General features: G+C 70.9%; 9 protein-coding genes. 7 read left to right on the forward strand and 2 right to left on the reverse strand.

The window, feature by feature from the left end:
- The first annotated feature begins 7 nt into the window (after positions 1-7).
- Positions 8-802 (forward strand): MBL fold metallo-hydrolase, encoded by a 795-nt coding sequence (locus tag SAM23877_RS34375; RefSeq protein WP_053141686.1) that lies wholly within the window; start codon positions 8-10, stop codon positions 800-802.
- A gap of 331 nt (positions 803-1,133) precedes the next feature.
- Here the strand turns inward: SAM23877_RS34375 and SAM23877_RS34380 are convergent, their stop codons facing one another.
- Positions 1,134-1,718, reverse strand: coding sequence for a GNAT family N-acetyltransferase (locus tag SAM23877_RS34380; RefSeq protein ID WP_053143151.1), 585 nt, complete (start codon positions 1,716-1,718; stop codon positions 1,134-1,136).
- Between the two features lie 464 nt (positions 1,719-2,182).
- Here SAM23877_RS34380 and SAM23877_RS34385 point away from each other — a divergent pair, with 464 nt between their 5' ends.
- From SAM23877_RS34385 to SAM23877_RS34400, 4 genes are all read left to right on the forward strand, one after another.
- The gene (locus tag SAM23877_RS34385; RefSeq protein ID WP_053141688.1) at positions 2,183-4,414 is read left to right on the forward strand and encodes a discoidin domain-containing protein; all 2,232 of its coding nucleotides are present in this window, start codon (positions 2,183-2,185) and stop codon (positions 4,412-4,414) included.
- Positions 4,415-4,543: 129 nt separating this feature from the next.
- Positions 4,544-6,712 (forward strand): discoidin domain-containing protein, encoded by a 2,169-nt coding sequence (locus SAM23877_RS34390; protein WP_053141690.1) that lies wholly within the window; start codon positions 4,544-4,546, stop codon positions 6,710-6,712.
- Between the two features lie 72 nt (positions 6,713-6,784).
- Positions 6,785-7,864 (forward strand): DUF1996 domain-containing protein, encoded by a 1,080-nt coding sequence (locus SAM23877_RS34395; protein WP_053141692.1) that lies wholly within the window; start codon positions 6,785-6,787, stop codon positions 7,862-7,864.
- A gap of 178 nt (positions 7,865-8,042) precedes the next feature.
- On the forward strand, positions 8,043-10,475 hold the full coding sequence (locus SAM23877_RS34400; protein ID WP_053141694.1) for a beta-glucosidase family protein: 2,433 nt from the start codon (positions 8,043-8,045) through the stop codon (positions 10,473-10,475).
- A 152-nt stretch (positions 10,476-10,627) separates the two neighbouring features.
- Here SAM23877_RS34400 and SAM23877_RS34405 read toward each other — a convergent pair whose 3' ends face one another.
- A complete protein-coding gene (locus SAM23877_RS34405; RefSeq protein WP_053141696.1) occupies positions 10,628-11,950 on the reverse strand; it encodes an ROK family protein in 1,323 nt (440 codons plus the stop codon).
- Positions 11,951-12,132: 182 nt separating this feature from the next.
- On the opposite strand from SAM23877_RS34405, the gene SAM23877_RS34410 reads away from it, so the two are divergent.
- The gene (locus SAM23877_RS34410) at positions 12,133-13,449 is read left to right on the forward strand and encodes an ABC transporter substrate-binding protein (protein ID WP_053141698.1); all 1,317 of its coding nucleotides are present in this window, start codon (positions 12,133-12,135) and stop codon (positions 13,447-13,449) included.
- 14 nt (positions 13,450-13,463) lie between these two features.
- Entirely contained in the window at positions 13,464-14,459 is a 996-nt protein-coding gene (locus tag SAM23877_RS34415; RefSeq protein WP_053143153.1) for a carbohydrate ABC transporter permease, read from the forward strand.
- The last annotated feature ends 17 nt before the right edge of the window (positions 14,460-14,476 follow it).

The raw sequence follows: 14,476 nt of genomic DNA on the forward strand, positions 1-14,476 counted from the left end.
TCTCCACGTGTCTTCCCCGACCCAGCAGACCGATCCGTTCCCCGTCCGTGTCTTCGGCGGCCCGACTGCCCTTTTCGAGTACGGCGGCCTGCGCTTTCTCACCGACCCGACCTTCGACGGTCCCGGTGACCATCAGGCACCGGCCGTCGTGCTGACCAAGACGGCGGCGGCCGACGGCAGCCCGGACGACCTCGGCCGCGTCGACGTGGTCCTGCTCTCGCACGACGAGCACGCCGACAACCTCGACACCTCCGGCCGGGCCCTGCTCGCCGACTTCCCGCTGACGCTGACCACCCCCGGCGGCGGGGAGCGTCTCGGACAGGCGGCCACCGGCCTCGCCGACTGGCAGTCGGTCGAGCTCGACCGCCGGGACGGCGGGCCCGGTACGGTCACCGTGACCGGCGTACCCGCCATCCACGGCCCCGGCCCGCGCGAGAAGGTCGAGCCGATCACCGGCCAGGTCGTCGGCTTCGTCCTGACCGGCGAAGGCTTGCCCACCGTCTACGTCAGCGGCGACAACGCCTCCCTCGACGCGGTCAGGGACATCGCCGAACGCTTCGCCCCGGTCGACACGGCCCTCCTCTTCGCCGGAGCGCCCCGCTTCACCGAGGTCTTCGACGGCGAGGTCATCGTCCTGGACAGCGCCCAGGCCGCCCAGGCGACGGAGATCCTCGACGCCGGCCGCGTGGTCCCCGTCCACTACGACAGCTGGGCCCACTTCACCGAGGGCCGCGACGAGCTCGTCGCCGCCTTCGCCGCCGCCGGACTCGCCGACCGCGTCGACTTCGGCGTCCGCGGCTGACCCCACGTACGTCGGGCGCATGGGCCGGACACGGCCGGGCACCGGTCGACGGGCTCGCCGCACCTGTCGACCGGCGCCCCCGCGCATCGAACCGAAGGCCCCCAGGGCCTTGACCGACCCGATCCGCGGCACCCGTCATGCCTCCGCCCTGCTGCCCGCACACCGCCCTGTCCGTACCGGACTCCGCCGTGACCTGTACCAGGCGGAGTGTCGCGGAGACCAGAGAGCTGCGGCTCGGCGCGGAGACACTCATGCCTCCACCTCGCGCGTCGTCAGGGCCTCCCTCGCGAACATGACCCGCCATCTCGCCATCTGAGTGCGGCGTGGCGGCTCAGCGACGCTTTGTGTGGGCCGGAATCGGTACGACCGGCGGCCGCCACTCTCGCCTGAGCAATCCGAACACCCACGAGTCGGACACGTCCCCGTTCACGACGCAGTTTTCCCGCAACGTCCCTTCCCGCGCGAATCCGATCTTCTCCAGGACCCGGGCGGACGCCATGTTGCGGGTGTCGGTCTCGGCCTGGATCCGATGCAGGTCCAGTGTGTCGAACGCCCACTGCAGCAGGGCGTGTGCCGCTTCCGTCGCGTAGCCGTGGCCCCACATCGCCTCGGTGAGGCAGTAGCCCAACGACGCGCTGCGGTAGTCCGGGTTCCATTCGGTCAGAACGCACCACCCGACGAAGGCCCCGTCTGAAGCACGGTCGATGGCCACCCGCACCCCGGTGCCTTCGTCCGCCATCGTCCGGCACATCGTGACGAAACGCTCGGCGCGGGCCCGGTCGGTCCACGGCGGGGAGTCCCAGTAGCGCATCACGTGGGTGCTGCTGTGCAGGGCGTAAAGGGGGTCCGCGTCGGCGTCGGTGAAGGGGCGCAGCCGCAGGCGCGCGGTGTGCAGTGTCGGGGTGGTCAACGTCATGCGCACCATCTTGTGTCCTCAGGGGGCGGACACCACACCGCATTTCCGATCACGGTCCAGCCCTCCCGACCAAGGCACCGCCTACCAGCGACTGTTCCCGCTGCTCGTGACGTCGTCGCGGGGGAGGCGGGCCACGGAGCGCAGCGTGCACGGTTGGGCTGGACTCGCGTACGCCGGCCGCGGTGCCCCTCGGAGTGTGTGGTGAGGTGCCCGCGGGCGGATGTGACGTCCGAAGAGGTACAGCCCCGCGATGTCGCCCGCGCCACCGCGAACGGCCGACCTCCCAGCTGCTTCTGACGGCCCGTCCGCTCACGAGCCCGCTCGCTCCCTCCAGCCCTCCTCTAGCGAACGCTGCTTAATGCAAGCCTAAAGAAAAGTCGTGTCAGACTCCTTGACCGAATCTGGCGCGGCGGGCAAGGTTCCGGAGAGCGCTCTCCCACAATGCCCATTTCGAGGAGCCCTTCATGCCCGCAGTCGGCATACCCCCAGCGGCGCCGGTGCCCCGCAGACCCGGCGGTCGCGCCGCGACCCTGATGTCCCGCAGACCCGGCCGCCGTGGTCTCGTCGGTGTGGTGGTCACCGCACTGGCGGCCACCCTTCTGGCCTTCGTCCCCGCCACGCAGGCCCAGGCCGCGCCCGTGCTGCTGTCCCAGGGCAAGCCGGTCACCGCCTCCAGCCAGGAGCACTACGGCACCCCGGCGACCGCCGCCGTCGACGGGGACAACGGCACCCGCTGGTCCAGCGCCGCGGCCGACCCGCAGTGGATCCGCGTCGACCTCGGCGCCCCCGCCTCCCTCAGCCAGGTCGAGCTGCGTTGGGAGGCCGCCTACGCCAAGTCGTACCGCATCGAGACGTCCCAGAACGGCACCGACTGGTCGACCGCCTACTCCACCACCACCGGCGCGGGTGGCGTGGAGACCGTGAACGTCTCCGGCACGGCCCGCTACGTCCGGATGCTCGGCACCGCCCGAGCCACCGGATACGGCTACTCCCTCTGGGAGTTCAAGGTCTTCGGTACGACCGGCGACGACCCGGGTCCGGTCATCCCGGGCGGCGGCGACCTCGGCCCGAACGTGCACGTCTTCGACCCCTCCACGCCCGGCATCCAGGCCAAGCTGGACCAGGTCTTCCGGGAGCAGGAGTCGGCGCAGTTCGGCTCCGGCCGGCACGCCTTCCTGTTCAAGCCCGGCACGTACAACAACCTCAACGCCCAGATCGGTTTCTACACCCAGATCGCCGGCCTCGGACTGCGCCCCGACGACACGACGATCAACGGTGACATCACCGTCGACGCCGGCTGGTTCAACGGCAACGCCACCCAGAACTTCTGGCGCGGCGCGGAGAACCTCGCCGTGAAGCCGGTCAACGGCACCAACCGGTGGGCGGTCTCCCAGGCCGCGTCGTTCCGCCGGATGCACGTCAAGGGCGGCCTCAACCTCGCACCCAACGGCTACGGCTGGGCCAGCGGCGGCTACATCGCCGACAGCAAGATCGACGGCCAGATCGGCAACTACTCGCAGCAGCAGTGGTACACCCGCGACAGCTCGATCGGAGGCTGGTCCAACAGCGTCTGGAACCAGGTCTTCTCCGGCGTCCAGGGCGCGCCCGCCACCGGCTTCCCCGAGCCCCGCTACACCACGCTCGACACGACGCCGATCTCCCGCGAGAAGCCCTTCCTCTACCTCGACGGCAACGAGTACAAGGTCTTCGCCCCCGCCAAGCGCACCAACGCCCGCGGCACCACCTGGGAGAACGGCACCCCGCAGGGCGAGTCGATCCCGCTGAGCCGGTTCTACGTCGTCAAGCCCGGCGCCACCGCCGCCACCATCAACGCCGCCCTCGCCCAGGGCCTGCACCTCCTCTTCACCCCGGGCGTCTACCACGTCGACCAGACGATCAACGTCAACCGCGCGAACACCGTCGTGCTGGGCCTCGGCCTCGCCACGATCATCCCGGACAACGGGGTGACCGCGATGAAGGTCGCCGACGTGGACGGCGTGAAGCTCGCCGGCTTCCTCATCGACGCCGGACCGGTCAACTCCCCGACGCTCCTGGAGATCGGCCACCAGGGCGCCACCACCGACCACGCCGCAAACCCGACCACCGTGCAGGACGTCTACATCCGCATCGGTGGCGCGGGCGCAGGCAAGGCCACCACCAGCATGGTGGTCAACAGCCACGACACGATCATCGACCACACCTGGGTCTGGCGGGCCGACCACGGCGAGGGCGTCGGCTGGGAGACCAACCGGGCCGACTACGGCGTCCGGGTCAACGGCGACGACGTCCTGGCCACCGGCCTCTTCGTCGAGCACTTCAACAAGTACGACGTCGAGTGGTACGGCGAACGCGGCCGGACGATCTTCTACCAGAACGAGAAGGCGTACGACGCCCCGAACCAGGCCGCCATCCAGAACGGATCGACGAAGGGGTACGCCGCCTACCGCGTCGACGACTCCGTGGACACGCACGAGGCCTGGGGCCTGGGCAGCTACTGCAACTACAACGTCGACCCGAACATCCGCCAGGACCACGGCTTCAAGACCCCCGTCAAATCGGGAGTGAAGTTCCACAGCCTCCTCGTGGTCTCCCTCGGCGGCATGGGTCACTACAACCACGTCATCAACGACACCGGAGCCTCCACGGTCCCGGCCGGCACGTCGACCGTGCCGTCCACTCTCGTGTCCTTCCCCTGACCGGCCGCCCGTCGGCCACGACTCCCCTCCGGGCCGGAAGACGTCCCCGCGCTCCGGCCCGGAGGGGCCACCAGGCGGCACCCCCGCCGCCCCGCCCCGTCGGCTCTCCCCAACCCGCCAGGAGCAGAAGTGTCCACAGCCCTCTCGTACCGCAGACCAGCCGGTCGCGCCGGCGTACCCCTGCTCGCCCTCGGCGCTCTGGTGGCGTCGACGCTCGCCGTCGCAGCCCCGCCCGCCCAGGCCGCGGAAGCCCTGCTCTCCCAGGGCAAGCCGGCCACCGCGTCGTCGCAGGAAGGCGGTGCGTACGCCGCCTCGGCGGCGGTCGACGGCAATCTCACCGGCACCCGCTGGGCCAGCCAGTGGAGCGATCCGCAGTGGTTCCAGGTCGACCTCGGGCAGCGTGCCGACCTCAGCCGGGTTGTGCTGACCTGGGAGGGCGCGTACGGCAAGAGCTACCAGATACAGGCCTCCGACAACGGCACGGACTGGCGGACCTTGAAGACCGTCACCGGCGGCGACGGCGGCACGGACGAGATCGCGGTCTCCGGCGCCGGCCGCTACGTCCGCATGCTGGGCACCGAACGGTCCGGTGGCTACGGCTACTCCCTGTGGGAGTTCCAGGTGTACGGCAGCACGGACGGCACGCCTCCCGTCGGTGGAGGGGCGGTCGAGGTCACCGGCTCCCAGGGCGACTGGCGACTGACCGTCGGTGGCCAGCCGTACACGGTCAAGGGCCTCACCTGGGGCCCCGCCATCGCGGACGCCCCGAAGTACATGCCCGACGTGAAGTCCATGGGAGTCAACACGATCCGCACCTGGGGCACCGACGGCGGCACCAAGCCGCTGCTCGACAGCGCCGCCGCGCACGGCATCCGCGTCGTCAACGGCTTCTGGCTCCAGCCGGGCGGCGGCCCCGGCTCCGGCGGCTGCGTCAACTACGTCACCGACACCACGTACAAGAACAACATGCTCACCGAGTTCGCCAAGTGGGTGGAGGCGTACAAGAGCCACCCGGCGACCCTCATGTGGAACGTCGGCAACGAGTCGGTCCTCGGTCTGCAGAACTGCTACAGCGGCACGGAGCTGGAGGCGCAGCGCAACGCCTACACCGGCTTCGTCAACGACGTGGCCAAGAAGATCCACAGCATCGACCCCGACCACCCCGTCACCTCCACCGACGCCTGGACCGGAGCCTGGCCGTACTACAAGCGCAACGCCCCCGACCTCGACCTGTACTCGATGAACTCCTACGGAGACATCTGCGGTGTCCAGGAGGACTGGGAGGAGGGCGGCTACACCAAGCCCTACATCATCACCGAGGGCGGGCCCGCCGGTGAGTGGGAGGTGCCCGACGACGCCAACGGCATCCCCGACGAGCCGACCGACGTGCAGAAGGCCGAGGGGTACTCCAAGGCCTGGGACTGCGTCACCGGCCACCGGGGCGTCGCCCTGGGTGCCACCCTCTTCCACTACGGCGTCGAACACGACTTCGGGGGCGTCTGGTTCAACCTCGTACCCGACGGGCTGAAGCGGCTGTCCTACTACGCGGTCAAGCGGGCCTACACGGGTTCGGCCACGGGCGACAACACCCCGCCGGTCATCTCGAACATGACCGTCAGCCCGGCCTCGTCAGCGCCGGCGGGCGGTGAGTTCACCGTCCGGGCCGACGTGCGGGACCCCGACGGCGACCCGGTCAAGTACAAGATCTTCCTCAGCGGCAACTACGCCAACGGCGACAAGCGCCTGGTCGAGGCGCAGTGGCGCTCCACCGGAAACGGCACCTTCGCCGTGACGGCCCCGGAGAAGCTCGGCGTGTGGAAGGTGTACATCCAGGCCGAGGACGGCCGTGGCAACGCGGGCATCGAGACGAAGTCCGTCAAGGTCGTCGCTCCGCCGGTCACCGGCACGAACGTGGCGCTGAACAAGCCCACCACGGCCTCCTCCTTCCAGCAGTCGTACGGCGACTGCCCGTGCGAGCCCACCAAGGCGACGGACGGCAGGACGGACACGCGCTGGGCCAGTGACTGGAGCGACCCGCAGTGGCTCCAGGTGGACCTCGGCGCCGCCACCGCCCTCCGCAAGCTCCAGCTCGTCTGGGACCCCGCCTACGCCAAGTCCTACGAGGTACAGGTCTCGGACAACGGCAGCACCTGGCGCACGGTCCACACCACCACCGCCGGCAACGGTGACATCGACACCATCGACGTCACGGCGACCGCGCGGCACGTACGACTGCACCTGACGGCGCGTGGCACCGGCTGGGGCTACTCGCTGCACGAGTTCGGCATCTACAGCTGACCGACGGCGAAGGGCGCCCACGGGCGCCCTTCACACCACCCCCACTCGGTACCTCGGCGGGCAGGAGGCCCCATGAGACCACGTTCGAAACTCCCCGCGCTGCTGCTCGGCTGCGCGCTTCTGGCAAGCGTGCTCGGCGTCGGCACCGTCGCCACGGCGGCCGGTCCCGGCAGCGCTCCGGCCGCCTCGGCCGGCGCCCACACCGGGCACACGATGGCGGTGTCGACCCAGGCGTCCGCCGACGATCCCGACGGCGACGGCTACATACCGGCCGTCCCCCAGGTCACCGGCGTGACCCCGTCCCAGGCCACCCCGCCGCCGCGCTACCACAAGGAGTTCCAGGCCAACTGCGCGGTCACGCACACCGCGCCGGACGACCCGATCGTGTACCCGGGGCAGCCGGGCAAGTCCCACGACCACACCTTCATGGGCAACAGGACGACGAACGCCGGCAGCACGACGGGGAGCCTCTACGGCGGCAACACCACCTGTCTCGCGCCGGCCGACGCCTCCGCGTACTGGATGCCGTCCCTGTACAAGGGGGACAGGAAGATCCTCCCCGTCGGCCCGCAGGTCATCTACTACAAGGCCGGTGTCACCGACTACACCAGCGTGCGGCCCTTCCCCAAGGGCCTGCGGTACGTCGTCGGCAACCCCATGCAGAGCGCCCAGGAGTTCCGCGCCCACAAGGGGTTCGTCGAGGGCTGGGAGTGCGGTGACAGCTTCTTCAACGTCGACTTCCCGGCGAGCTGCCCGAGCCGGCCCGACGTCCAGCTGAACATCCGCTTCCAGGCCCCCAGTTGCTGGGACGGAAAGTACCTCGACACTCCCGACCACCAGAGCCACATGGCCTACCCGGTCGTCAAACCCGGCACCAACGACAACATGTGTCCGGCGTCCCACCCGGTCGCGCTGCCGATGATCGAGTTCAAGATGGCCTTCCCGGTCAACGGCGACATGGGCGACGTGCGCCTGGCCAGTGGGCGCGGCTACTCCTTCCACTACGACTTCTTCAACGCGTGGGAGGAGAGGACCCTCAAGGCGCTGGTCGACCACTGCATCGTGGGCGGTCTCCAGTGCGACACCCGCGGCTACGACCAGAACCACCCGGAGCGCGGTGCGGTACTGAACGCGGACCACCGGCTGCCCTGACCCGGCCGGTCTCCAGGGCCCGGCGGCACCCGCTCGGTAGGGGTGCCGCCGGGCCCCTTCGGCCTGCCCGCACGCCCGCGTCCGCCGTCGTCCGGGGGGACTTGACGGGGGAGAGGCGCTCGTCAGACGGTTGGGAGAGCGCTCTCCCGTCGCGGGAGGGGCAGAAGGCGAGGCGGACATGGACGACGAGGCACTGGATCGGCTCATCGACAGGCTGAGCCTGGAACAGAAGGTGCGCCTGCTCACCGGCGCGACGACCTGGCGCACCGCCGGTGAAGCCGGCATCGGGCTGCGGGAGATGGTGACCTCGGACGGCCCCGCCGGAGTGCGCGGCGAGGCATGGGACGAGCGGCGCACCTCGGCCCTGCTGCCCTCCGCCTCCGCCCTGGGCGCGATGTGGGACGAGGACCTCGTCGAGCGGCTCGGCCGCCTGCTCGCCACCGAGGCCGTCCGCAAGGGCGTCGACGTCGTCCTGGCCCCCACGCTCAACCTGCACCGCAGCCCGCTGGGCGGACGGCATTTCGAGTGCTTCTCCGAGGACCCGGAACTGACCGGCCGCACCGGCGCCGCGCTCATCCGCGGCATCCAGGCCCTCGGGGTGGCGGCCACCGCCAAGCACTACGTCGGCAACGACTCCGAGACCGACCGGCTGACCGTCGACGTCCGGGCGTCCGAACGCGCCCTGCGCGAGGTGTACCTCGCGCCCTTCGAAGCGGCCGTCGCGGCCGGGGTGTGGCTCGTCATGGCGGGCTACAACGCCGTCGGCGGCACCACCATGACGGCCAGCCCGCTCCTGGCGGAGCCCCTCAAGGGGGAGTGGGGGTTCGACGGCGTCGCCGTCTCCGACTGGGCTGCCGTGCGCACCACCGAGGAGACCGGACGCGCCGCCCTCGACCTGGCGATGCCCGGCCCGGACAGCCCCTGGGGCGCGTCCCTGGTGCGGGCGGTGAAGGACGGTCAGGTCGCGGAGGAGGGGGTCGACGACAAGGTGCGGCGGCTGCTGCGGCTCGCCGCGCGCGTCGGGGCGCTCGAACCACGACACCCGCGCCGGGCTCCCGCCCAAGCGTCCCGCGGCACCCGGACGCTGCTGCGCCGCGCCGTCAGCGCCGGTTGCGTCCTGTTGCGCAACGACGCCGTCCTGCCCCTCGACCCCGCCGAGCTGACCACCGTGGCGGTCGTCGGCGTGCACGCGGCGTCGCCTCGGGTGCAGGGCGGTGGCAGTGCGGGCGTGTTCTGTTCCGACGTGGTCACGCCGCTGGCGGGCATCCGGGCCCGTCTGCGGGGCCGGGCCTCGGTGGTGTACGAACCCGGTCCGGCGCCGGGGTCGCCACCCGCTCCCCTCGGCACCGATCACTGCAGCGATCCGCGCTCGGGCGCCCCGGGCGTGCTCCTGCGGGTGCTGGACGCGGCGGGGCGGGAACTGCACGCGGAGCACCGGCTCTCGGGGCGGCAGCTGGAGCCGGACCTGCCCCCGGGCGCCCACACGGTGGAGATCGCCGCGGTGCTGCATCCCCGTCGGGCGGGGGAGTGGACGTTCGGCGTCGGGGGCTTCGGACGCATGACGCTCACCGTCGGCGACCACGTGCTGGTGGACGGGGAGTTCCCCGGTGACACGGACGACCCGGCCGTCGTCCACGTCAACCCGCCCGTGCACACGGCACGGACGGCGTTGACCACCAGGCGTCCCGTGGACGTGGTGGCGCGGCGCGAGCTGGTGCCCGGCCGAGGGCGCGCCACCGTCGTCACCGCCGCGCCGCCGGAACCGGACCCGGCCACCGCGCTCGAGGACGCGGTACGGGCGGCCGGCGAGGCCGACGCCGTGGTCGTGGTCGTCGGCACCACCGAGCACAGCGAGACAGAGGGGTACGACCGGGCCGGGCTGGCGCTCGGCGAGCTCCAGGACGGGCTGGTCCGCGCGGTGGCCGCCGCGAACTCCCGCACGGTGGTGGTCGTCAACAGCGGCGGACCGGTCGAGCTGCCCTGGCGCGGGGAGGTGGGTGCCGTGCTGCTCACCTGGTTCCCCGGACAGGAGGCCGGCGGAGGGCTGGCCGACGTCCTGTTCGGCCTCGCCGAGCCCGGCGGCCGGCTGCCCACCACCTGGGCGGCCTCCCTGGCGGACGCCCCCGTCACGCGTACCCGGCCGGTCGACGGTCGGCTGGACTACGCCGAAGGCCTGCACATCGGCCACCGGGCGTGGCTGCGGTCCGGTCGCGAACCCGCCTACTGGTTCGGTCACGGCCTCGGCTACACCACGTGGGAGTACGCGGCCGTGGAGGTCCCCCCGCGCGTCCTGGCCCACGAGCCGTTCACCGTTCGGGTGACGGTGCACAACTCCGGTGAGCGCGCCGGGCGTGAGGTCGTACAGGTCTACCTGGCCCGGCCCGGATCGGCGGTCGAGCGTCCCGTGCGCTGGTTCGCCGGGCATGCGGCCGTACGGGCGGAAGCGGGCCGGACGGCCACCGCCGAGGTGGTGGTGAGCCCGCGGGCGCTACGGCACTGGTCGGAGGCGGACCACGGCTGGGCCACGGAGCCCGGCCCCTACCGGCTCATGGTGGGCAGGTCGGTGGGGGACGTGCGGTGGGAGGGGACGGTCACGGTCGGCGGCCCGTGACGAGGGTCGAGGCCGTGGCTTCGCCTGGGGGACGTCGGGTGGGGGAGGGGGACCCAGGCCGTGGCGGACGACCACGGTCCCTGCTCACTGCTTGCCGCTCGCGCGCGGGTCGACCCGGTCGCCGGTAGACCGCGGGGTGCGGCCGGCGCCGCTCACTGCACCGACCGCTCCCGCAGGGCCGTCCGCCACGCCGGGTCCTGCTCCGCCGGTTCGGCTTCCTCCGGCCGGCCGCCACGGGCGAAGAAGTCGGCGAGCGGCAGGATCGCGGCCCCGACGGTGACGGCGTCCGGCCCCAGGGTGCCGAGGTCGATGCGGACACGGGCGGCGGGGTACGTCAGGGCGTAGGAGGTGGCGTGGGCCGTCACCGCGTCCAGGAAGCGCCGGCCGAGCTGCAGTCCGGCCCAGCCGCCGACCAGGATGCGCTCGGGCTGGAAGAGGTTGATCAGGTCGGAGAACCCCGCGCCGAGGTACTCGGCGGTCTCCTCCAGCACGGCCAGCGCCGTGGCGTCGGGTTCCGGGCCGGCCCCCGACGCGTCGGAGGCCGGGTACGCGGCCGCGAGCATCGCGGTCAGCGCGGTCTCCTCGTCCGCGCCCACGGGCGGCCGGCCGCCGGCCTCCGCCCAGCGCTGGAGCAGGGCCTCCGCGCCCGCGTACGCCTCCAGGCAGCCCTGCGCTCCGCAGCGGCACCGGCGCCCGCGCACCCGTACCGTCAGGTGGCCCCACTCGACGGCGCGGCCCGGTCGCATGTCGTCCCCGACGACGCAGGCGCCGACTCCGGAGCCGAAGAGCACCACCGCCGCGCTCTGCGCGCCCCGGCCGGCGCCGAACCACATCTCCGCCTGGCCCAGCGTCTTGGCCCCGTTGTCGATGTAGTACGGCACGGTCTCGGGCAGGATCCGGGACTCGCGCAGCAACCGCTCCAGCGGAACGGCGTCCCAGCCGATCGTCTGGCCGTGCACGACCGCCCCGTCCTCGGTGCCCCGGGCGACGATGCCCGGCACGCCGATCCCGACGCCGAGCAGCCGCTCCGCCGCGATGCCGGCCTCGGCCAGAACCTCGGGGATGCCCTCGCGCAGGTGCGTCATGACCAGGCCGACGTCGTAGCGGTCGACGCGGCGCGGCCCCTTGGCCTCCAGTGGTCTCTCCACCCGGGCCAGCTCGGTGAGGGCGAGGTCGAAGAGTTCGATCCGTACCCGGGTCTCGCCGATGTCCACACCGATCATGTAACCGCTGCGCGCGCTGATGCGCAGCAACGTGCGGGGACGGCCGCCGGCGGAGTCGACGCTTCCGGCTTCTTCCACCAGTCCTTCGGCGACCAGCTCGGAGACCACGTTGCTCACCGAGCCGGAACTCAGCCCGGTGACCGGCCCCAGGGAGAACCTGCTGAGCGGCCCGTCGAAATACAACCGTTGCAATACCGCGGTGCGGTTCTCCCGCCGCAGGTCACGCACTGTACGGCCGCTGCGTACTCTCACGCTCGCCCCCTCGTTCGGAACTCCTCACCGCAACTTACAGGTGGCAGGGCCCTTGACGCGACCTTCACTTGAGGTTTAACTCACATCCTAAATTAAGCCGTGGGGGATTTCAGGGAACGTGGGGCGCAGCTCCGACCCCCTCCGCGGGCGACCCCGTCACCTTCCGGAAGGCCTCTGGAGTCATGCGCAGAATCAGAGCCGCAGCCGTCGGCGCCGTCACCCTCTCGTTCGCCCTCACCCTGGCTGCCTGCGGCGGGGGATCGTCCGGTTCGGAGGGGTCCAACGAGCAGCCGAAGACCCTCACCTACTGGGCCTCCAACCAGGGCGCCAACCTGGAGGTCGACAAGAAGGTCCTCCAGCCGGAACTCGACAAGTTCGAGAAGGAGACCGGCATCAAGGTGAAGCTGGAGGTCGTGCCCTGGGCGGACCTCCTCAACCGCATCCTCACCGCCACCACCTCCGGCCAGGGGCCCGACGTCCTGAACATCGGCAACACCTGGAGCGCGTCGCTGCAGTCCAGCGGCGCCCTCCTGCCCTGGGACGCGAAGAACTTCGAGGCGATCGGCGGCAAGGACCGCTTCGTGGAGTCCGCCCTCGGTTCCACCGGCGTGCAGGGCCAGGACCCGGCGGCCGTCCCGCTCTACTCCATGGCCTACGCGCTCTACTACAACAAGAAGATGTTCGCCGACGCGGGCATCGAGAAGCCGCCGGCGACCTGGGAGGAGCTGGCCGAGACCGGCCGGAAGCTCTCCAAGGACGGCAAGTGGGGGCTCGGCGCCGAGGGCTCCAACCTGTCGAACAACATCCACCAGGTCTTCGTGCTCGGCAAGCAGCACGGTGCGGACTTCTTCACTCCGGACGGCAAGGCCGACTTCACCTCCGACGGCGCGGTGGCGGCGGTCAAGCAATACGTCGACCTGATGGCGACGGACAAGATCGTCGCGCCCGGCAACGCCGAGTACGCGCAGAACCAGTCCCTGAGCGACTTCGCCAAGGACAAGACGGCGATGGTGCTGTGGCAGACCGCGTCGGCCACCTTCAAGGCGCAGGGCATGAAGGACGACGAGTGGGGCGTCGCGCCCGCCCCCGTGCAGTCCGGCGAGCCCGGCTCGGGCAAGGCGACCAACTCCATGGTCGCGGGCATCAACATGGCGGTCTTCAAGAACACCAAGAACATCGACGGTGCCAAGAAGTTCGTGAAGTTCATGACCAGCGACGAGGAGCAGGTCGTCCTCAACAAGGCCTACGGCTCCATACCGCCGGTCAAGGCCGCCCAGCAGGACCCGGCCTTCAACGGCCCGGCCCTCAGCGTGCTCCGGGAGACCCTCGCCACCAGTGCCAGCGCACTGCCGCAGGTCCCCGAGGAGTCGCAGTTCGAGACCGTTGTGGGCACCGCCGTCAAGGAGCTCTTCGCCGACGCCGCCGCAGGTCGTGCGGTGACCACCGAGTCAGTGCGGGCCAAGCTCGAGAAGGCCCAGCAGCAGATGCCCAAGAAGTGAGCACGGACACCGACATGACTACGACCGCTGCCCTCAACGCAGGCGAGCGGACGGCACGCAAGGACGACCCCGGAGCGGCGCCGCGCAAGCGCCGCTCCGGGCGGCTGCGCCGCATCGGACTGCCGTACCTGCTGTTGTTCCCTGCGATCCTGCTCGAACTACTGGTGCACCTGGTGCCGATGGTGATCGGCATCGTCGTCAGCTTCAAGGAGCTGACCCAGTTCTACATCCGCGACTGGGACACCGCACCCTGGGCCGGCCTCGACAACTACAAGCTGTCGGTCGACTTCGACGCCCCCGTGGGCGAGGCGCTGCTCAACTCGTTCTTCACCACCTGCCTGTTCACCGTGCTCTCCGTCGGCCTGTGCTGGCTGCTGGGCGTCGCCGCCGCGATCTTCATGCAGGAGTCGTTCCGCGGCCGGGGCTTCCTGCGCACGGTCTTCCTCGTCCCCTACGCGCTGCCCGTCTACGCGGCCGTCATCACCTGGTCGTTCATGTTCCAGCGGGACAACGGACTGGTGAACCACGTGCTGCACGACCAGCTCGGGCTCACCGACAGCGCCCCGTTCTGGCTGATCGGCGACAACAGCTTCATCGCCCTGCTCGTCGTCTCGGTGTGGAAGGGCTGGCCCTTCGCCTTCCTCATCATCATGGCCGGTCTGCAGAACATCCCGAAGGACATCTACGAGGCCGCCGCACTGGACGGCGCGGGCGTATGGCAGCAGATCCGTCGCATCACGCTGCCGGCCCTGCGCCCCGTCAACCAGGTCCTCGTCCTGGTGCTGTTCCTGTGGACCTTCAACGACTTCAACACCCCCTTCGTCCTGTTCGGCAAGGCCGCGCCGGAGGCCGCGGACCTCATCTCCATCCACATCTACCAGTCCTCGTTCCAGACCTGGAACTTCGGAACGGGCTCCGCGATGTCGGTCCTGCTGCTCCTGTTCCTGCTCGTGGTGACGGGTGCGTACCTCTGGTTCACCTCCCGAGGAAGGAAGGTCACCGATGTCTAGCCCCACCGCCCGCCGGC

Origin of the sequence: Streptomyces ambofaciens ATCC 23877, assembly GCF_001267885.1 — a bacterium.
In the GTDB taxonomy this organism is placed as follows: domain Bacteria; phylum Actinomycetota; class Actinomycetes; order Streptomycetales; family Streptomycetaceae; genus Streptomyces; species Streptomyces ambofaciens.